Raw genomic sequence first — 19,714 nt, forward strand, 5'->3', positions numbered from 1 at the left:
GAGCAGTGGAAGCTAGTGAATGATTGAGGGTTGCGCCGGCTAAACCTGTAGCCGGCTGGCCTTTACCTCTGCCCCACCTGCCTGCACCATTTCCTTAACTTCCCTTCATCCGCATCGCCCTACGGAGCCAACCATGGACCAAAGCCTTATCCCCGTTTTCCAAGCCAATGATCAGCAGCTGCTTTGCAACGCCCGCGACCTGCACGCCTTCTTGGAAGTGGGGCGACGCTTCACGACTTGGATTAAAGAACGTATCGAACAGTACGAATTTGAAGAAGGTTTAGACTTCATCTCGCATAACATGCAGCCTGGAATAGGTCATAAAACCTCCTCCCAAAACGGGGAAGCCCTAGAATCAATCACTTACGCTGAAAACTTCGGCCAACAGGGTCGCATTGAGTACCACTTAACTCTCGATATGGCCAAAGAACTCGCCATGATCGAAAACAACGCCATGGGCCGTCGCGTTCGGCGCTACTTTATCCAGCGCGAACGCCAGGCTATCGAGCTGCTGCAACAGCAGGCTACCGAAGTGCAACCTATTGAGCAGGTGCGTAAACTCATCAAGGACACGCCTAAATTTCGCTACTTTCTGATCCTGCAGGAGCAGAGCCTGACTCTTGCCCGACAACTGGCAAGCTGTGAGCACCCACGTGAGCGCTTCAATATCCATTGCGCGCTACGTCAGGTGAACAATGCTCTGGGCATGCCGACGGAGCCATTAGAGAAGTGGAACGGAACTGATCATATCTACACGCCCGCTGTGGATAGCCTCCCGTATTCCCATCAAGAGGAAACCTGACATGAACAGAAATATTGAGCGTCTCCTCGAAGTGGCTAGTCAGCGTGCACTCCACCCCGAGGAGATCAAACGCCTAAGTGCCTCAATACGCGCCTTGGAAAGCAACCAATTACCCCCAGAAGATGTATTGGTAAGGCGTATCAAGGAGCTGGAGAAACAGCTGGGCGATTGCCGCGCCCGGGTAAAAAAGTGCGAGAGGAACGGGTACCCTGACTAAGTAAGCCGCCTTTTTAGGCGGTTTTTACCCATCTTAAAATAACGGTATAAGACTAACGTAGCTGCAGCGTTTCTGGCCTTAAGTGCGTGTACCGCTTCAACACATCCCAACTCTCATGGAGCGTGAACTGCTGCACCTCTACAATTTCATACCCTGCCTCGAATAGTCTGGATGTCGCCTCATGGCGTAGGTCATGAAAAGTTAAATCTTCAATGCCTTTGGATGCTGTCGCGGCTTGCCAACGAGTACCTATAGATTTACTACTGTATGGAAAAATACGCGGCTCACCCAGCAAGCGCGGTTGTCGTTGGATAATGGCCATCGCTTCTTTTGTCAGTTTGAAGCGCTTGTGGTTACCCCACTTTTTGCGTGGGTGCTTAGCATCACGAACCCAGCACGTCATGGCGCTTACATCCAGATCGTCCCATGAGAGCCGGGTAATCTCCCCCTGGCGACGCGCTGAGGCGATAGCAAAGTCCATAATGTCTTCCATAGGAATAATCGCGCTCGGCCGGATCTTCTGCGAACGCTGGAAATAAGCGCGAACCTGCTCGATCTCCTCAAGCGTTGGCCGACGATCCCGCGAGTCCGGGCGGCTGATCAAGCCTTTACTACGCAAAAGCAGCTTCGCCGATTCAAACTCATTAAGATCTACCGGCATACGCCAGGCAGCGACCGCCGTTTTCAAAATGATGCCCAGCCAAGTGATATCTTGCGACGTAGTTGAAGGCTTAACGCCGCTACGCCGCCGCATTTGCGCATGGTCAATAATCTGCTCGCTACTAAGCTCGGTAATTTTGACGCGAGCAATGGGGAAACGCTGCAGCTGCTCAATGGTGGCCCGCTTGCTACGGCCAGCACCGTCAGCAAATTCATGTAGGTACCGCTCAATGGCATCGTGTAAAGTAACGCCCTTCCATTTAGCAGCCAGCACACCACCTGGCGCGGCCAACTCCAGTTCCCGACGCTTCGCCCACTCAACGGCCATTGCCTTTTTAGGGAATGTTTTGGACTCTGAGTAGTCAGGTTGACCCGTACGCGCAATGCGAATACGCGCCAGGTATGAGAAACTGCCGTCCCTTTTTGGACGCTTCACGATCGTCGCCATTACAGCCTCGAAAATGTGACAAATAAAAGTGCCATGTGGTGCCAAATTTGTGACACTAATTTGCTTAAAACGTGGTCAAACCACTGTAAATATGAACAGTTATGAATGATAGCACAACACAGCAAACCCGCATGAAGTCTGGCACCGCCCGCCCTGCGCTGGATAGAACTTTCTCCGTCGCGCCCATGATGGACTGGACAACCCGCGATTACCGGGCATTTGCACGCACGTTAACCAAGCGGGCACTGCTGTATACCGAGATGGTGACAACGGGCGCTATTTTGCATGGCTCGCCGCGTGAGCGGTTTTTGGGTTATAGCGATGTGGAGCATCCCATTGCCTTACAGCTTGGCGGTAGCGATGCCGGGGAGCTTGCCGAGTGCGCGGCGATTGCTGAGGCGTGGGGGTATGACGAGGTTAACCTGAATGTAGGTTGCCCAAGCGACCGGGTGCAGAACAACATGATTGGCGCTTGCCTGATGGGCTACCCGGAAAAAGTCGCCGATGCCGTGCGCGCCATGCAGGCGGCGGTCTCGATTCCGGTTACGGTGAAGTGCCGTATCGGGATTGATGACCAGGATGAAGACGCCGACTTGGCGCGCTTTATCGACATAGTCGCGGGCGCCGGTTGTGAGATTTTTACTGTGCATGCGCGCAAAGCGTGGCTGAAAGGTCTATCGCCCAAAGAGAACCGCGACGTGCCGCCGCTCAATTACCCGCGTGTGCATCGTTTAAAGCAGGACCGCCCTGAGCTGCATATCGGCATCAACGGTGGGATTAAAACGCTTGAAGAGTGTCAGGCACAGCTTGAGCGTGTGGATAGCGTGATGATTGGCCGTGAAGCGTACCAAAACCCCTGGCTACTGGCCGAGGTAGATACGTTGCTTTATGGCGTGCCCGGCCCAGCCGTTAGCCGGGTTGAGGCGGCCCAGGCATTTCGCCCGTATATACAGCAGCGGTTGGATGAAGGCGCGAAGCTTAACCATATTACCCGCCATCTGCTGGGGCTTTTTCAGGGTTGCCCGGGCGGGCGGCGTTTTCGGCGTCTCCTATCGGAACACGCGCATAAAGAAGGCGCGGGGTTACGCTTGTTTGATGATGCTATCGGGTTGGTTAACGAGCCATCACAAGAGCCGATGCAAGAACGAGAACAGCCCGCCACGTCTTAACGTAGCGGGCTTTAGTGTGCGGCGATTAATCCACGCTCGTGGGCTTAGTTGCCGCGCACGCCTTTTTCGATGCGCTCACCGACTTCCTGGTCAATATTGCGCCAGTACTCGAAGGCGCGCTCCAGCACTGGCTCGGTTACACCACCCGACAAGTGCCCCACCACGTTGGATACCAGCCGGTCACGCGCGGCGTCATCCATTACCTCACGTACCAATGTATGCGGCTGGCTCCAGTCGTCATCGTCTTTGCGTAACGTATAGGCGGTACGCACAAACTCGCCGCTAGTCGCCCATACGGCATCTTCCGGGAAACGCTCGCCATCGGCTTTGGGGCCGCCTTTACTGTTCGGCGCATACACGGGGTCCGTTGCATGGTGCATCCGCATCGCCCCGCCTTGGGTATAGCTATTGACCGGGCACTTGGGCGTATTCACCGGGATATGCTTGTAGTTCACCCCCAAGCGAGCCCGGTGCGCATCGGCATAGGAGATAGAGCGCGCCAACAGCATCTTGTCGGGTGAAAGGCCGGTACCGGGCACCATGTTGTTAGGCTCGAAGGCGGCCTGATTGATTTGGCTATGAAAGTCGGTGGGGTTTTCATTAAGGGTTAGCTTGCCCACTTCCATCAGCGGATAGTCGCCGTGGGGCCACACCTTGGTGAGATCAAAAGGGTTGTAGCGATACGTTTTGGCATCCTCGAAGGGCATAATCTGCATCTGCAGTGTCCAGGTGGGATACTCGCCGCGTTTGATAGCTTCAAACAGGTCACGGCGGTGGTAATCCGCATCGCTACCGGCCATCTGGTCGGCCTGTTCCTGGGTCATGCACTTGATGCCTTGGTCGGTTTTGAAGTGGTACTTCACCCAGAACCGTTCACCCTCGTCATTCACCCACATATAGGTGTGGCTGGAGTAACCGTTCATGTGCCGCCACGTAGCGGGCACGCCACGGTCACCCATTAACCAAGCCACTTGGTGGGCAGATTCCGGCACCAGCGTCCAGAAATCCCACTGCATATCGTGATCACGCAGGCCGTTATCGGCGCGGCGCTTTTGCGAATGGATAAAGTGCTGGAATTTCATCGGATCACGGACAAAGAACACGGGGGTATTGTTACCCACCATGTCGAAGTTGCCCTCTTCCGTATAGAACTTCACCGCAAACCCACGTGGATCACGCCAAGTATCCGGGCTGCCGCCTTCCCCCGCGACCGTTGAGAAGCGAATGAGCACGTCGGTTTTTGTGCCTTTTTTCAGAAACTTCGCTTTAGTGTACTTACTGACATCATGGGTGACTTCAAAGTGGCCAAAAGCGCCACTGCCCTTGGCATGCGGTTGACGGTCGGGGATCATCTCTCGGTTGAAAGCCGCCATTTGCTCCATCAGAAAATGATCGTGCAGTACAATCGGGCCATCCGGACCTACCGAAAGAGAGTGTTCGTCGCTGGATACCGGAATGCCAGCCCCTGTCGTCGTATGTCTGGGTTTATCGCTCGTCATCGCTTTTCCTCCATGTCACGGCTGGCGCGGTGCTCAAGGCACCGCTTTATAAAAACAAATAATACGTTTTTGCTTATTATTTTTAATTTAGGATAACTGCCCCCCCTCACAGGTATAGTCAAAGGAGCTGCTTCCCGCCAGCGATCTCATGTACTCCTTGGCTATTGCGCTAGTAACCTTTTTTTATCGCGCTTATCAGATATTTAATAGAGTGCGTCAGGGGGCGGTGTCAGGCTTGATTGAAAACTCTCAATCGCCGTTTCGGCCTCTTCTATCTCATCAAAACGAGCAATGTGATAAAGCGCTTCGCCTTCATTGGCTAACGGCAGGCGGCTCATGCCAATCACAATGCCATCGGCCATCGACTTGACCTCGCCCTCTTGATTGCCAAATGGATCGGCCACTATACCGAGCACCTCCCCCTTGGCGACTCGCGCGCCCAAGCGCACCTTGGGTCTTAATATCCCGTCTATAGGTGCACGCGCCCAACTGGACCCATTAGCAAGCTCGGCAGGCGCGAGCGAACGGCGGCGCTGTTCGCCGGTGAGCATATCCAATCGACGCATTACGCGCAGTATGCCGCGTACACCGGGGGCAATGGCCCACTCATCAAAGCGCAGCGCTTCCCCCGCCTCATAAGTCAGTACCGGAATGCCACGCGTTTGTGCATAGTGACGCAGGCTACCTTCGCGCAGCTCTGCATTCAGAATCACCGGCGCGCCGAAGGCATCGGCCATGCGCTCGGTTTCACTGCCAGGACTTAACTGCGCGCGTATTTGGGGAAGGTTCGTGCGATGAATTGCGCCGGTATGAAGATCAATAATATGCGTCGCCTGATCGACAATCTGCTCGCGAAATAACGCCGCGATTCGCCCCCCGAGGGAGCCGTTTTCACTGCCCGGGAAACAGCGGTTGAGATCGCGTCGGTCAGGCAGGTAGCGCGTTTGCTGCAGGAAGCCAAAAACGTTAACCACCGGCACGGCAATCAAGGTACCTCTTAGGCTTTTGATGGCCTTTGAGCGTAATAAGCGACGTACAATTTCAACGCCATTGATCTCATCCCCGTGAATGCCACCACACACCAATATAACGGGCCCCTCTTTACGTCCGTGTACCACTTCGACCGTAATATGCAGGGGTGTATGGGTATAAAGACGCGCCACCGGCACATCAATTTGGGAACGTTGGCCAGGCAGTATGGTGTGCCCGGCAAGTTGAAAAGGTGCTCGCGCCATCCTGAGTCTCCTTTTTCAGCGTGATTAACCACTAAGAAAATGGCATTAATGAGGGCATGGCGATGCGCCTACCGCACGCAGTGAGCCCCAGCGGTTTCGAGACATGAGGTTTTGATAACACAAGCCATGCGTTTAATCATCTATCCATACAGTTTTGAATGTAAAAATTACACCATATCGGATAAAATATGTTCATCTTGTGTCATTAATGAGGTTGCGTTTCCATGGCGAGAAAGACCAAAGCGGAAGCCGCTGCTACCCGAGAAGCGTTGCTGGATGCGGCCGAAGAGGTATTTTTTGCAAAGGGTGTTGCACGCACGTCTCTTGAGCAGGTTGCACGCCATGCGGGATTAACCCGTGGCGCGGTCTACTGGCATTTTAAAAACAAGGGCGACCTGTTTATGGCACTGGTGGAGCGCGTACACATGCCGTTCCAGTCGCTAATGGAAGCTGTCAGCAAGGCCGATGAAACTATCTCTCCAATGGAAGCCATCCGGCTTGCCTGCCATGCAGGTCTGGCGCGTCTTGAGCAACCTTCTCACCAGCGGATTCTTTCCATTTTGCTCCACCGCTGCGAGTTTTTTAGCGATATCAACCCACTTGCCATGCAGGATGATATTGGTGAAGAGTGTTATTCAGAAATGCTGATCGTGTTCAAAGAAGCGGAGCATCAGCAGTTGCTGCGTGAAGATGTAACGCCAGAGGTCGCGACGCGCATGTTGCAGTCGGCACTGGGAGGCCTTTTCCACGACTGGCTACGCACACCGGATGCGTTCTCCATACACCAACGCGGCGGCGAACTGATTGATACATTGATACGCATTATGCAACGCTAATCCACGCCATTCGCTGCAATGCAGCAACCTGCCTATGCTGGGATGACCCACCATTGTGATGATTAGTGGCAAGCATTCAACACCGTTGGATAAAGCCACGCCGCCACTGACACATCATCCATAAGGCAATGGCTAACAAGACAGTGGCGGCGCTGGTGCGAGTAGTGAACGTTAATCGCTAATAACGTTAGGTTGAGTAGCCTTCATCCTGGTGGTGATAGCGAAGACGCAGCTTATTTAAACGTACCCGAGTATCCAGATAGGTCTGCTCCATTACGCTGCGATAAGCGCTCTCACCAGCGAGGTATTTCACCAAAACGCGACGCTCACCTTCTTGTGGGCAATCCCCTTCTTTACAGTGCAGCCTGACATGGCTATTAGGCTCGTTTTCAATCACTGCCATGGCAAATCCATCGCCCTGACGCCCGGACACGATGACCGCCGAACCCAACAGGCAGCGCCGCGTAAAGGGCTGATAGCGATGCAAGCCCCGGTGCAAGCTATGGCATAAGGCGGCGGCAATGGGTGAAGCAACAGCAAAGGATACCCACAGGATCAGTACGCCTACCGGCACACGCAACATCCCCAACGATAGCCAACGCAGCACTAAAAGCTCTACCGCTAATGCAAAACTCCCCGCAATCACGACAAGAAACGTCAGCGCAAGCGTTGCCGGCACACCTGCAAACCCTAACGACACCAGCGTACTGGCCATGTGATCATCGCGCAGGCTGTCGCGCTCAAATAACTCAAGAGGGGCTATTCGAAGCAGCACCAACATCCAATAAAGCACTAACAGTCCCAGTAGAAACGTAAACACAATGGTTGGAAACTGTAGCGCAGCAGAAATAACAGGTTGCATGGCGTGTCCTCCTCCAGACATTTCGTCCGGTGCTGTTTCCGCCTGGGATTATATTATTGGTCCAGGCTAAAAACGTGTGGTCTCTTTTAGCATAGCCCAAATTATTCTTTTTTGCTCTTAACTACCTTGATGCGGCTCATCACGCCATAAAAAAACGGGCACTCCCTTTCGGTAGTGCCCGCTCATTAGTGGTGAAACGCGGTTACAGTTGGTCGTGCTCCAGTGCCGGTTTCTGGTTATCGTGATCCGGATGACGTTTACGATAGAGCCAGTCGGACACAGTGGCGATCATGGCGTAGAAGCTGGGAATAAACACGCTTCCCAAAACGGCCACAGAGGCCATGCCCACCGCAACGGTTGTCCCGATATGGTGGCTACTTACATCACTGGCGCCGGTTGCCAAGGCCAGTGGCAAGGTACCAAAAATAAACGCAAGCGATGTCATGACGATAGGACGGAAACGAAGCTCAGCGGCCGTAATCGCAGCTTCGCGAATCGTTTTGCCCTGCTCTTTACGCTGCAGTTCGGCAAACTCCACGATCAAGATCGCGTTCTTCGCCGCCAGTCCTACGACCACCAACATACCGATCTGCACATACACACTGGTATCCAAGCCTCGCAACGCGATGCCTCCAATCCCGCCCAGGAAGGCAAACGGCGTTGCGGTAAGTACCGCCAAGGGCAACGACCAGCTTTCATACTGGGCCGCCAGAATCAGGAAGACCATCAAGATACCAAACACAATGGCAAGCATCGCTGTATTACCCATGTTTGCTTCCTGGTAAGCCGTACCGGTCCAGCCCATGCCCCAGTTAGGCCCGAGCGTATCCATGACGACTTCATTCATGGCTTCAATGGCTTGGGTAGAGCTATAGCCAGGCGCCGCGCCGCCCTGGAACTGCGCGCCGGTGTACACGCCAAAGCGTGATACGACCGATGGACCTACCTGACGCTCCAGCGTGACAAACTCAGAGAGCGGGATACGCTCACCATTGCCCCCTCGCACGAAGACACTATTTAAGTCGTCAGGCGTTTTACGGAATTGATCCTCGTTTTGTAGATACACCTGGAAGTTACGGTTTTGGTAACTAAAGAAGTTCACAAAGCCATTACCAAAGGTGTTGGATAACGCCGAGTTGATATTCTCCAGTGCCACGCCATAGCTAAGCGCTTTCTGCTGGTCAATTTCAGCTCGATAGGAAGGCACGTTCACGTTAAAGGTGGTAAAGACCTGATTTAACGCTGGATGCTGATTCGCCGCGCCCATAATCTGTAGTGAGGCTTCGTAAAGCTCGCGAGGTGAGGCGCCGTCAAACGACTGCAGATAGCCGGTGAACCCACCGGTGGTAGAAAGCCCCATAATCGGCGGTACGTTAAAGGCCATGGCAGTACCGCCATCAATACTGGCCCCCAGCTGCATAATTTGCCCCACCAGGCTCGCTGCCGTTAGATCACGGTCCCCCCAGGGCACCATATTGACAAAGATAATCCCGCGCGCCGTATTGACCGAGCCTGCAAGAATATCGTAGCCCGCTATCGCCGAGGAGTATTGCACCCCGGGAATATCCTCAATAGCGGAGCTAAGTTTTGCCATGTAGTTCTCGGTGCGGTCAAGCGAGGCGGCATCGGGTAGCGACACGCTGACCAGCACGATGCCCTGGTCGGTTTCCGGCACCAATGTTGAGGGCGTATTGGCGTACAACCAGTAGGAGCCGGCACCGGTTGCGATCGTTAGCGCCAAGGCGAGCACCCAAAAGCGTACCAGGCGCACCACAAACCACATATAAACCGCGGTGATACCTGCAAACAAGCGATCAAATAGACGCAGAGGCGTAGTAATCGCCCGCTTGAATGCTGACTGGCGAGAATGATGCAAATTATGCTTGATGAAGATGGCAGACAGCGCCGGTGTAAACGTCAACGCCATTAGCGCTGACAGCGCTACCGAGATCGCGACAGTAATCGCGAACTGCTGATAGATCTGCCCAGTAAAGCCGCCCATAAACGCAACCGGTACGAAAACAGCGGCCATGATTAGTGAGGTGGCAATAACTGGCCCGCCAACCTCGCGCATGGCACGAATCGTTGCTTCTCTAACGGTAACCTCGTCATCTTCGCCTAATACACGCTCAACGTTCTCCACCACCAATATCGCATCATCCACCACTATCCCGATTGAAAGCACCAGGGCGAATAGCGTTAGCAGGTTGATAGAAAAATCAAACAGGTAAAAGCCTGCAAAGGTACCAATCACCGACACCGGCACCACCGACATGGCAATCACGGTAAAGCGCCAGTTCTGCAGGAAGATAAACAGGATCACGATAACGATCAGGAAGGCTTCAATAAAGGTATGCAATACCGTTTCTACCGACGCATCGATAAACTGCGTGGTGTCGTACGGCGTAACATACTCAAGCCCTGGCGGGAAACGGTTGGAAAGATCTGCCATGGTTTCACGCACGGCATCAGCCGTGGCCAGCGCATTGGCGCCCGGCTGCTGGTTGATGATGATCGGCGTCATCGTTGAACCATTAAGCTGTGCATCAATGCCGTAGAACGATGCCCCCAGCTCAATGCGTGCTACATCTTCCAGGCGTAGCGATGAGCCATCAGGGTTAGTGCGCAAATAGATATTACGGAAATCATCCGTATCCGATAAACGGCCACCGGCAGTGATGGTATACGTATAAGCGCGCGGGCTACCTTGCGGCGTGGCGGCTAAATTACCGGCAGGGATTTCGGTATTTTGTGAACGGATAGCATTAGCTACCTCACTCGGCGTGAGGTCGTATTGCGCCAGCTTGTCAGGGTCCATCCAGATACGCATGGCAAACTCACCACCCCCCAGCACCTCGGCATTACCTACGCCAGGCACCTGGCGTAGGTCATCGAGGATATTAAGCGTGGCGTAGTTCTGCATATACACGTTGTTGTAATCGCCGTTCGGGGACGTTAGGGCGATCAACATAAGGATCGAGTCAGAGCGCAGTGAAACGTTAACGCCCTGAGCCTGAACCTGCTCGGGCAGCTGAGAAAGCGCCCCCTGAACACGGTTATTCACGTTAATAGTGTTGATATCACCATCAGTGCCGATATCAAACGCCACACTCAAACTCATAATGCCGTTATCAGCGCTGTTAGAGGTCATGTAAAGCATGTTCTCTACGCCGTTAATCGCCTCAGCCAGCGGTGCAGCGACCGTCTGGGCGACCGTCTCAGCGTCAGCGCCTGGGAATTGAGCCTGTACGGATACGGTGGGCGGCACCACACTTGGATACTGCTCAATGGGCAGTATCCGCATGGCCATGGCACCTATCAGCGTGAGGATAATCGCAAGTACCGTGGCGAAAATCGGCCGGCTGATAAAGAAGTTGGAGAAATTCATTATTGAGTACCCTCTTCCTCTTCCCCTGCAGGCACATCACCAGCACCCTCTGTCATTTGGGAAGCGGCAGCGGCTTGCTCTTGTTGCTCCTGAGCGTCAGCCTCTTCAACACGCTCAACTACTTCATTGGCGTCGCCATCAAACGGCTGCGGGTCAATGGCCATACCAGGCTCAATGCCAGCAGGGTCGCCCACAATCACACGGTCGCCCTCTTCAAGGCCGTCAACAATGATCTGCCAAGGGCCAGCGACTTCGCCTAATTGCACCGTACGCTCGCGCGCCTGGTCATTTTCATCCAGGACAAATACGCGAGGGCCCATTAAGCCTTGGGTGACCGCAATTTCAGGTACAGCCATTACGTTAAAACGGCGCAGACCATCAAGACGTACACGCACAAATTGGCCGGGCAGGATAGCGCCATCCGGATTAGCAAAGCTGGCAGACGCCTGAACGGTACTGGTACCGGCATCCACGCGGGAGCCCAGGAAGTCGAGCTGACCTTCAAGTTCAGACCCGCTGGCACCGCTTACGCCGGGCACGCTTAACAGCGCGGTAATGGACGAATCGCCCTCTTCACGCAACTGGCGGCGTAGCTCAAAGGCATCACGCTGGGGCAGTTGAAAACGCACTTCAAGCGGGTCCAGCGGGGTGATAGTGGCAAGCTCAGTTCCTGAGGTAACCAGGTTGCCAACGTTAACCTGGCTCAAACTGATCATGCCCGACACAGGAGCCGTTACATTTGAATAGCCAAGGTCCAGGTTAGCACTGCGTAGTGCAGCCTCAGCTTGGGCAACATTGGCTTGTGCCACGCGCTGCTCTGCCTGCGCCTGGTCATACTGCTGGCGACTTACAGAATTTTGGCTGAGCAACTGCTCAAAGCGCTGGGCATCACGCTGAGCGCGGGATAACTCGGCACGGGCACTTTGCAGGTCAGCTTCACGCTGGTTAACCGTTGACTGGTAAAGATCAGGCTCAATGGTATACAGCGAATCACCCTCTTCCACCAATTGGCCAGGCTGGAAGTGGCGCTCTTCAAGATAACCGTTAACACGTGCCACCAGCGTCACTTCGCTATCGCTACGCAGTAACGAAGGGTACGATTTATTTAACGGAATATCCTGACGTACGGCTTCCGTCACTTCCACCTTATGAGGCGGAGCCTCTGGCTGCTCGGCCTGCTGCTCTTGCGATTGGTCCTGGCCACAGGCCGTCAACACTAGCGCGGCAATCAGCGTTACTAGACTCGCTCGGCGTGAGTGAATCATTTTTCTCATGCGTGGGTTCCCTTGATCTTTTCAAAACGTTGATTGACGGCGCTGGCGGCTGCCCTGGTGTCCAATGACGCTTTATTCAAATGCAGACGACTCATAAAGCCGTGTTTTAAAAACGCCGACGGTTCGTTGTGATCAACGATCCAGCGTCGGTGGCGCACCAATATTCATGGCACGCTCATAGCTGCCACCATCGGTATCAGGTATTGCAAAGGTCACCTGATCATCCGTTAGCCAGGCATTCACTTCTTCGATCGCCGGTACATCCAACAACCCTGCCTGCTGGCGCAACCCAAGGAAGTTAACGACATAGTCGTAACGTGACTCAGCATAATCAGCAATGGCGTCGTAATAATTCTGCTCGGCATTCAGCACATCGACGATATTACGTGTGCCGACTTCATACCCTACCTGCGTGGCTTCCAACGCACTGCGCGCTGATACGATAGTTTGCTGACGCGCTTCTACCGTTTCAACGTTATTGCTGACCTGGGTGTAGAGCGAGCGCACTTGCTGGATCGTGGTACGGCGCTGAGACTCAAACTCGTACTGCGTACTTTCCAACTGGTAAGTGCCTTGGCGGATACTCGCACTGGTACTGCCACCGGTATAAATAGGCAGATTGGCCGATATCCCGACCTGACCGGAGGCGTCATAACCGCTAACCGCATCGCGATCATTATCGGCATGCTGATAGTTGGCGAATGCCTGGAACGTGGGCAGGCGACCGGCACGGGCAATATCAACACCCACGCGTGAAATTTCGATGCCCGCCTGCTGAGCAAGGACTTGAGGGTTAAGCTCAATCGCTTGTTCAACCCAGTAGTCACGATTGCTTGAAGGCTTCACCACCGGCATCGCATCGCCTAGCGCGTTGATGTTCGGGTAACGCTGACCGGTTAACTGCTCAAGCACCTCAAAAGCCACCTGCAGGTTACTCTCAGCGGCGAGCCGATTAGCACGCGACTGATCATAGCTTGAGCGTGCTTCTTCGACGTCGGTAATGGCAATCAAACCAACTTCAAACTGCTCACTGGCCTGCTCCAACTGGCGTTCAATAGCACGCTCCTGGGCCTGTCGGGTGGTCAGTACATCATGCGCACGAAGGATGTCGAAATAGGCGTTAACAACATCAAAAAGCAGCTGTTGTTCGGTCGCAGCCAGCAGGTAGAACTGCTGGTCGATTTCGCGATCAGCCTGATTGAATTGCTGGCGCGCCACTTCATCAAACAGCATTTGAGTGGCTTCCAGGGTCAGCGATACGCTGTTATAGCGATCATCTCCCCCTCCGACGCCCGGTGTGGTGCGCGTTGACTGACTTTCAAATTGTTCATGGTGCGCCACGTTGCCTGATGCATTCACCTGCGGCAACAGCGCGCCTCTCGCAACATCCCGACCGGCTTCGACCCCAGAGTACTGAGCACGAGCTGAATTTAGCGTGGCGTTATTGCTCAGCGCTTCACGCGTGACCGTTATCAGGTCTGCCGCCTGAGCAGGCAGCGCAATAGACGCAGTGAAAACGGCTAGTAATAAGGGTCGTAAAGGGGCATTGACTGCCCAGTGTGCCAGTCGCATGGAGGTGCCTCTAGGTGTCAACGATGGGAGTGCTATTAGTAAACTATTTATGGAAGATGGCATTATAGTTACATTCATGTATGTATGCTAGACTTGAAGTCTACCAAATTGTATGAACAAAGAGCTTGTCAAGCCTCATCCGGTTAACCTGGACCAAAGCATGACACCGGGGTTTTCAGCACTGCTTCTCTGCTATTCTTCATGCTATCGTCCTGCCCCTTTGTTTATATTTTACTGTTTGTACTTTAGTGGGTAATCCTTCTATTACTACTTCTTTTGCTACATCTATTACTGCTATTACTGCCACTTCGCTTTCAGCTTAGTGAGCGCAGGTTTCAAGTAGAGTTACGCGCTGCTTAATACCGGTGCGATAGGTCGCTCCAAAAAGCAGTAAATGATTAAGCAGCGGGTACAGCTGAAACAATGCCTCACGCCTCGACCAATCAGCCGGGGCACTGCCCTCCCAGTAGGCATCAAAAAAGCCGCTGCCCGGCAAACCAAACAGCGTCAGCATGGCAATATCCACATCGGGATAATGACGATACACGGCAGGGTCGATCAAGGCAGGGCCACGGGTAGTTATCAATACGTTGCCCGACCATAAGTCGCCATGCAAAAGGCTTGCAGGCGCCTCTGGCAGCCACTCTTCAAGCTGATAAGCAATGTGTTCAATGCGGGCGCGTAGTGCATGATCAATCAAGCCGTGTTGAAAGCAGGCATCACTAAGCGGGAATAGGCGCCTCTCGCGCTGAAAAACGCGCCCATCCTTATGCAGCGTATTGGATTGTGGCGTTTGCCCACAGGCATTATCCTCATGCCAGCCGTGGGCTTCGCCAATGGCGCTATGCAGCTCACGCAGCCCTTCGCCCAAGAGGGTGTCACTGGTGGGCCCGCTGGGTTGGGTATTTAACGACTCAAGCAGCAACCACTCTTCATCCAAGCCTAGCACGTCCGGCACAATAAGCGTTTTGCAGGCTCCTCTAAGGGCACGTAGCCCTTCCGCTTCTCCGCGCAAGCGCTCGGCCTTGTCATGCTTGACGACCACCTGCCCCTGGGAGGTTTCAAGTGCATATACCGCCGCACTGTCTCCACCGCCAAGCGGCATTAATTCACCGGTTGGCCGTATCGCTTGGGCATCGAGTAGCCTTCGCAGGGTAGCATCCATCGCCGTCTCCGCTGGATAGTATTCCCCAGTGTGCCTGCTAACCCCTGTGTACGTCGATTTTTTGAAAATTTTATAAGCCGCTATACGTTTTGATGGCGCTGCTTTAGCGCTTGCGTATAGCGCGCATAGACCTCTTGATACGCCTCAACGCGTGCAAGGTTCGGCTCAGCAAGCGAGTGCGCATCAAGATGAACGAGGCGGTTACATAACGCGTCAAGCGTTACGCCCTGTGCACGTTGATCACACCATGCAGCTTGAATGGCCGCACCTAGCGCAGCGGCATCGGTAATCTCAGGGCATATCACTTCCGTGCCCGTAATATCGGCCACCATCTGCCGCCATACCGGGCTATTAGCCCCGCCGCCGATCAGCCGGATTTGGCTGGCGCCTGCGGTTAAATCGCCCAGTAATTCAAGCCCATAGCGCAGCCCGAAGGTAGCCCCTTCAACCACCGCACGGCACAGGTTTGCCTGGTGGGTATTGATACTGTTCAAACCTAGAAAATCAGCCGACGCCTCCGGCAGCATGGGTACGCGCTCGCCGTTGAAAAACGGCAGCACGGTAACGCCCTCGGCACCTACCGGGGCGCTGGCCACCAGGTTGCTAAACGTTGTTAAATCCAAACCAAACAGTTCACGTATCCGCGTGGTGGCCGAAGTCACGTTCATGGTGCAGATAAGCGGCAACCACCCGCCGGTACTTGAGCAGAAATTAGCCACCATGGCGTTATCGCAGAGAATAGGCTCAGGCGAATAAGCGCAAACGGTGCCCGAGGTACCCAGGCTAAGGGTTATCAGGCCTGGGGTGATATTGCCGGTACCAATCGCCCCTAGCATGTTGTCGCCGCCGCCTGAAGAGACCACCACGTTATCGCCAAGCCCCAGCTCGCGGGCAATCAGTGGGCGCACCATCCCTGCCGGTTCATGAGCTTCCAACAAGCGTGGTAGTACGCGTTGCGGGTCAAGCTCAGGGGCTATTTCAGCAAATACCTCCAGCTGCCAGCGCCGCGTGCGGGTATCAAAATAGCCAGTGCCCGAGGCATCGCCCGCTTCGGTCACACGCTCGCCTGTCAGCCAAAAATTCAGGTAATCGTGGGGCAATAACAGACTGTCGATGCGCCGGTAGGCGTCCGGCTGATGCTCGCGCAGCCAGGCGACTTTAGAGGCGGTATAGCCGGTCTGTAGCACCAGCCCCAACTTCTCCAGGCACCCTGCTTCACCGCCCAAGCGGGCGACAAGATCACTGTTTTGGGCGCTGGTTTCGGTATCGCACCATAGTTTGGCGGGGTAAACCGGCACGCCATCGGCATCCAACGCCACCATGCCATGCTGCTGACCTGACACACCGATACCGCGAACCTGCGAGGCATTGACCCCAGCGCGCTCCAGGGCACTAAAAAAGGCACCCTTTAAAGCCGCCAACCATTCAGAGGGCGCCTGTTCACGGCGGCCATTTTCACCTTCATCCAGCCGATGCGGGCGGCTTGCCTCGCCCAGGATAACGCCGCGCTCCACATCAACCACTACGACCTTGGTACTCTGGGTACCGCAATCCACACCAATATACATCACAGCGTTCCTTTGGATGCCACAAGCGCCTCAAGCGTAGCCCGTGCGCCGTGCTTATGCAGCGAATTAAGCGTTTGGACATAAGCCTCATAAAAACGCGGATGGTCGACCAGGTCGCCGAACAGCTCACGATTGTCGATAAATGCACTGGGCCGGGTACGGTTTTCAGCGGCGATTGCGGTCAGCGTTTCCTTCAAGCGATCTACAATCTCGATGGGCTCGCCCTGCTCATCAACCCCTTCAGCGTAGCGTGCCCAGCTGGCCACTACCGCTGCGCTGCGCGTGATCTCGCCTCCGTGAGCCAACTGATGATGAATCACCGGCACCAGCCACTTGGGAATACGGTCTGAACTTTCGGCACACAGCCGCGCTAGCGTATCCTTAATTTCGGGGTTGGCAAACCGCTCAATCAGCGTTAAGCGGTACGCTTCCAGGTCGACACCGGGCACAGGCGCCAACGTGGGCGAGCCCTCTTCACGCATATAGCCGAGCAGAAAATCCACAAACAAGGGGTCCTGGCAAACTTCGTGGGCATAGCGATAGCCCGCTAAATAGCCAAAGTAGGTGAGCGCCTGATGGCTGGCATTTAAAAGCCGCAGCTTCATTAACTCGTAAGGCTCGACATCCTCAACCACCTGCACGCCGACCTGCTCAAACCGCGGACGACCCAGCGGAAAGTGATCTTCCAGCACCCACTGCGTAAACGGCTCGCATACCACCGGCCAAGCGTCTTCTACCCCAAAGCGCTGAGACAGTTCGTCAATATCCGCCGGTGCGGTAACGGGAGTGATGCGGTCGACCATGGCGTTGGGAAACGCAACCTCTGACGCAAGCCACTCGCCCAGCTGGCTATCGCGGGCACGGGCATAGGCGGTGAACATGCGCTTGGCCACGTCGCCATTGCCCTGAATGTTGTCACACGACATGACGGTAAACGGAGCAATGCCGCGCTCACGGCGGCGTACCAGCGCCTCGACAATCAGGCCAAAACTGGTGGAGGGCTTTTCAGGGTGCGCAAGATCCTCACGCACTTGGGGATTTTCCAGGTTAAATTCGCCCGTTACCGGGTGGAAGTTATAGCCTCCTTCCGTCACAGTGAGTGACACAATCCGAATGGCCGGGTCGGCCATCTGCTCAATGACCGCCTCTGCGTCTTCCGGGGCAAACAGGTAATTAACCATGCTGCCGATAACCCGGGGCGCGTACTGGCCATCTGGATGCTTAACCACCAGGGTATAAAGGTAATCCTGCGCGGCAAGCGCCTGCTGCATGCGTTTATCACCCGGCATAACGCCCACGCCAACGATCCCCCAATCAAGCGCCAGCCCTTGCTGCATCAGCTCATCAAGGTACATGGCCTGATGAGCCCGATGAAAGCCGCCTACGCCAACATGCACAATGCCGGGCGTTAGCTTCGCACGCTCATAGCATGGTATGGCAACATCGTCGTTTAAATTGCCCAGATTGTGATTATTAAGTCGGGTCATGGGTACTCTCCAGCCAAAACCTGCTTGGCGCGATGGGTAGGTTTGAAAACGGTTAAAAAGAGGATGAAGCAGCGCATTGGCATTAGTGCCAGTGTTGATCGGGAGGTAAGGAGCAGCGTTTGACGAGTTGCGCGTTGAGCATATCTTTTCGGTGGGTACGCTCCAGCGCCCCCGCATGGTCCTGGCCCATTTCAAGCCACCGCAGGATTAGCCGGTCCACCAATATCTCATCGTCGACGTCCAGAAACAGCGTCCAGTCAAACAGCGGACGTAGCTCACGCCAGGGGGAGCGGTCGAGCAGCAAGTAGTTACCCTCGACAATCACAATGCGTTGCTCAAGGGTGATGAGCCGCCCTCCTGCCCGTGCTAAATCCAACGGCCGATCAAAGACGGGCACCGCGACCGGATGCTGCGCCTGGCGAATACGCTCAAGGGCGCTGCACAACCCGTCCACATCGAAGGTATGAGGCGCGCCTTTTATCGGCAGTTGCTGCTTGCCCAGCACGGCATTGTCGAAATGGTAGCCGTCCATCGGCACGAGCCCCGCCTGGCCTGGAAGCAGCTGATTAATGGCCTCGCAAAGCAAAGCGCTACGATAGGACTTACCTGCGCCGGGCGGCCCTGCCAGCGCAACCAGATAGCGCGAAGCGCCCTCGGCTGAACCAATAATTTGGCGGGCCAGGCTATCAAGTTCGGGTGTCATAACCACCTCAGCTCATCCAGTTACCGCCATCCACATTGAGCGTCTGAGCAACAACGTAATCGCTGTCGGCACTAGCCAAAAAGACTGCGGCACCGGTGTGATCTTCCGGCAAGCCCATGCGGCCAAAGGGTACGGCTTCACTGACCAGGCGCTTTTTCTCGCCCAAGGGGCGGTTTTCATAGCGAGCAAACAGCGCATCCACCGCTTCCCACATCGGAGTATCGACGACACCTGGGGCAATGCCGTTAACGTTGATCGCATGTTTGATCAAGTCCAGGCCAGAGGATTGCGTCAGGCTAATCACGGCGGCTTTACTGGCGCAGTAAACGCTCACCAAGGCCTCGCCCCGCCTTCCTGCCTGGGAGGCCATATTGATAATTTTGCCGCCCCGCCCCTGCTCAACCATCCATTGAGCAACCGCCTGTAGCGTAAAGAAAAGCCCCTTGGTATTCACCGCAAACTGCTTATCAAAACTCTCCTCGGTCACTTCAAGCACCGGTGCCAAATCAAAAACTGCGGCGTTATTGACCAAAATATCGATACCGCCAAAATGCGCCACGACCTTTTCCACCATGGCATCAATAGAGGCGCGCTGGCAGACATTAAGCACGACCCCTAGCGTCTCCTGCCCACGGGCCTGCTGGTGCAACACGGCAAGGGCTTCCTCAATGGCCGCGGCATCAATATCCGCCACCACCACCTTGGCCCCCTCCTCCAAATAGCGTTGCGCAATTGCCAAGCCGATGCCCCGTGCGCCCCCGGTAATCACCGCTACTTTATCGGTCAGTTTCATTATCGCCCCGTCTTATTTGAGTGTTGTTGAGTGCTA

General features: G+C 54.8%; 16 protein-coding genes. 4 read left to right on the top strand and 12 right to left on the bottom strand.

Annotated elements, in window-relative coordinates; genetic code table 11:
- Window positions 1–133 precede the first annotated feature (133 nt).
- Entirely contained in the window at window positions 134–802 is a 669-nt protein-coding gene (locus tag ACT3TY_RS14935) for an antA/AntB antirepressor family protein (protein WP_444628769.1), read from the top strand.
- Between the two features lies 1 nt (window position 803).
- Window positions 804–1,019, top strand: coding sequence for a hypothetical protein (locus ACT3TY_RS14940; RefSeq protein WP_444628771.1), 216 nt, complete (start codon window positions 804–806; stop codon window positions 1,017–1,019).
- 52 nt (window positions 1,020–1,071) lie between these two features.
- On the opposite strand, the gene ACT3TY_RS14945 is transcribed toward ACT3TY_RS14940, so the two are convergent.
- Window positions 1,072–2,115 (bottom strand): tyrosine-type recombinase/integrase, encoded by a 1,044-nt coding sequence (locus ACT3TY_RS14945; protein WP_444628773.1) that lies wholly within the window; start codon window positions 2,113–2,115, stop codon window positions 1,072–1,074.
- Window positions 2,116–2,228: 113 nt separating this feature from the next.
- Between ACT3TY_RS14945 and dusA the strand changes: the two genes are divergently transcribed.
- The gene (gene dusA, locus ACT3TY_RS14950; RefSeq protein WP_444628775.1) at window positions 2,229–3,296 is read left to right on the top strand and encodes a tRNA dihydrouridine(20/20a) synthase DusA; all 1,068 of its coding nucleotides are present in this window, start codon (window positions 2,229–2,231) and stop codon (window positions 3,294–3,296) included.
- Window positions 3,297–3,340: 44 nt separating this feature from the next.
- On the opposite strand, the gene ACT3TY_RS14955 is transcribed toward dusA, so the two are convergent.
- Window positions 3,341–4,795: a catalase gene (locus ACT3TY_RS14955; RefSeq protein WP_192528457.1), complete on the bottom strand. Its 1,455-nt coding sequence runs from the start codon at window positions 4,793–4,795 to the stop codon at window positions 3,341–3,343.
- 203 nt (window positions 4,796–4,998) lie between these two features.
- Window positions 4,999–6,030 carry a succinylglutamate desuccinylase/aspartoacylase family protein gene (locus tag ACT3TY_RS14960; protein ID WP_444628777.1) on the bottom strand — a complete coding sequence of 344 codons (1,032 nt, stop codon included), beginning with the start codon at window positions 6,028–6,030 and terminating at the stop codon, window positions 4,999–5,001.
- A gap of 224 nt (window positions 6,031–6,254) precedes the next feature.
- Here ACT3TY_RS14960 and ACT3TY_RS14965 point away from each other — a divergent pair, with 224 nt between their 5' ends.
- Complete coding sequence (locus tag ACT3TY_RS14965; protein WP_441679396.1) at window positions 6,255–6,866, top strand: TetR family transcriptional regulator; 612 nt, start codon at window positions 6,255–6,257, stop codon at window positions 6,864–6,866.
- A gap of 187 nt (window positions 6,867–7,053) precedes the next feature.
- Here ACT3TY_RS14965 and ACT3TY_RS14970 read toward each other — a convergent pair whose 3' ends face one another.
- The 9 genes from ACT3TY_RS14970 to ACT3TY_RS15010 all read right to left on the bottom strand — a co-directional run bounded on the left by ACT3TY_RS14970 (window position 7,054) and on the right by ACT3TY_RS15010 (window position 19,678).
- Complete coding sequence (locus ACT3TY_RS14970) at window positions 7,054–7,728, bottom strand: hypothetical protein (protein WP_444628779.1); 675 nt, start codon at window positions 7,726–7,728, stop codon at window positions 7,054–7,056.
- A gap of 202 nt (window positions 7,729–7,930) precedes the next feature.
- Window positions 7,931–11,116 carry an efflux RND transporter permease subunit gene (locus ACT3TY_RS14975; RefSeq protein ID WP_444628780.1) on the bottom strand — a complete coding sequence of 1,062 codons (3,186 nt, stop codon included), beginning with the start codon at window positions 11,114–11,116 and terminating at the stop codon, window positions 7,931–7,933.
- On the bottom strand, window positions 11,116–12,390 hold the full coding sequence (locus ACT3TY_RS14980; RefSeq protein ID WP_172116017.1) for an efflux RND transporter periplasmic adaptor subunit: 1,275 nt from the start codon (window positions 12,388–12,390) through the stop codon (window positions 11,116–11,118). Before ACT3TY_RS14980 ends, ACT3TY_RS14975 begins: the two co-directional genes overlap by 1 nt.
- A gap of 132 nt (window positions 12,391–12,522) precedes the next feature.
- Window positions 12,523–13,962 (bottom strand): TolC family outer membrane protein, encoded by a 1,440-nt coding sequence (locus tag ACT3TY_RS14985; protein WP_444628781.1) that lies wholly within the window; start codon window positions 13,960–13,962, stop codon window positions 12,523–12,525.
- 319 nt (window positions 13,963–14,281) lie between these two features.
- Window positions 14,282–15,127 carry a fructosamine kinase family protein gene (locus ACT3TY_RS14990; RefSeq protein WP_444628782.1) on the bottom strand — a complete coding sequence of 282 codons (846 nt, stop codon included), beginning with the start codon at window positions 15,125–15,127 and terminating at the stop codon, window positions 14,282–14,284.
- An 80-nt stretch (window positions 15,128–15,207) separates the two neighbouring features.
- Window positions 15,208–16,695: a xylulokinase gene (gene xylB, locus ACT3TY_RS14995; protein ID WP_444628783.1), complete on the bottom strand. Its 1,488-nt coding sequence runs from the start codon at window positions 16,693–16,695 to the stop codon at window positions 15,208–15,210.
- Window positions 16,695–18,182 carry a mannitol dehydrogenase family protein gene (locus tag ACT3TY_RS15000; RefSeq protein WP_444628784.1) on the bottom strand — a complete coding sequence of 496 codons (1,488 nt, stop codon included), beginning with the start codon at window positions 18,180–18,182 and terminating at the stop codon, window positions 16,695–16,697. Before ACT3TY_RS15000 ends, xylB begins: the two co-directional genes overlap by 1 nt.
- Window positions 18,183–18,264: 82 nt before the next feature.
- Window positions 18,265–18,885, bottom strand: a complete 621-nt coding sequence (locus tag ACT3TY_RS15005; RefSeq protein ID WP_172116012.1) for a nucleoside/nucleotide kinase family protein — start codon at window positions 18,883–18,885, stop codon at window positions 18,265–18,267.
- A gap of 7 nt (window positions 18,886–18,892) precedes the next feature.
- On the bottom strand, window positions 18,893–19,678 hold the full coding sequence (locus tag ACT3TY_RS15010) for an L-iditol 2-dehydrogenase (protein WP_172116011.1): 786 nt from the start codon (window positions 19,676–19,678) through the stop codon (window positions 18,893–18,895).
- Between the last annotated feature and the right edge of the window lie 36 nt (window positions 19,679–19,714).

The sequence above is a fragment of the Halomonas sp. AOP22-C1-8 genome, assembly GCF_052378905.1.
In the GTDB taxonomy this organism is placed as follows: domain Bacteria; phylum Pseudomonadota; class Gammaproteobacteria; order Pseudomonadales; family Halomonadaceae; genus Vreelandella; species Vreelandella citrativorans.

Coding starts and splice junctions, on each gene's coding strand:
- ACT3TY_RS14990 (WP_444628782.1), bottom strand. CDS start 15,127: ATGGATGCTACCCTGCGAAGGCTACTCGATGCCCAAGCGATACGGCCA.
- ACT3TY_RS14980 (WP_172116017.1), bottom strand. CDS start 12,390: ATGAGAAAAATGATTCACTCACGCCGAGCGAGTCTAGTAACGCTGATT.
- ACT3TY_RS15010 (WP_172116011.1), bottom strand. CDS start 19,678: ATGAAACTGACCGATAAAGTAGCGGTGATTACCGGGGGCGCACGGGGC.
- ACT3TY_RS14955 (WP_192528457.1), bottom strand. CDS start 4,795: ATGACGAGCGATAAACCCAGACATACGACGACAGGGGCTGGCATTCCG.
- ACT3TY_RS15005 (WP_172116012.1), bottom strand. CDS start 18,885: ATGACACCCGAACTTGATAGCCTGGCCCGCCAAATTATTGGTTCAGCC.
- ACT3TY_RS14965 (WP_441679396.1), top strand. CDS start 6,255: ATGGCGAGAAAGACCAAAGCGGAAGCCGCTGCTACCCGAGAAGCGTTG.
- ACT3TY_RS14940 (WP_444628771.1), top strand. CDS start 804: ATGAACAGAAATATTGAGCGTCTCCTCGAAGTGGCTAGTCAGCGTGCA.
- ACT3TY_RS14975 (WP_444628780.1), bottom strand. CDS start 11,116: ATGAATTTCTCCAACTTCTTTATCAGCCGGCCGATTTTCGCCACGGTA.
- ACT3TY_RS14935 (WP_444628769.1), top strand. CDS start 134: ATGGACCAAAGCCTTATCCCCGTTTTCCAAGCCAATGATCAGCAGCTG.
- ACT3TY_RS14970 (WP_444628779.1), bottom strand. CDS start 7,728: ATGCAACCTGTTATTTCTGCTGCGCTACAGTTTCCAACCATTGTGTTT.
- ACT3TY_RS15000 (WP_444628784.1), bottom strand. CDS start 18,182: ATGACCCGACTTAATAATCACAATCTGGGCAATTTAAACGACGATGTT.
- xylB (WP_444628783.1), bottom strand. CDS start 16,695: ATGTATATTGGTGTGGATTGCGGTACCCAGAGTACCAAGGTCGTAGTG.
- ACT3TY_RS14960 (WP_444628777.1), bottom strand. CDS start 6,030: ATGGCGCGAGCACCTTTTCAACTTGCCGGGCACACCATACTGCCTGGC.
- ACT3TY_RS14985 (WP_444628781.1), bottom strand. CDS start 13,962: ATGCGACTGGCACACTGGGCAGTCAATGCCCCTTTACGACCCTTATTA.
- dusA (WP_444628775.1), top strand. CDS start 2,229: ATGAATGATAGCACAACACAGCAAACCCGCATGAAGTCTGGCACCGCC.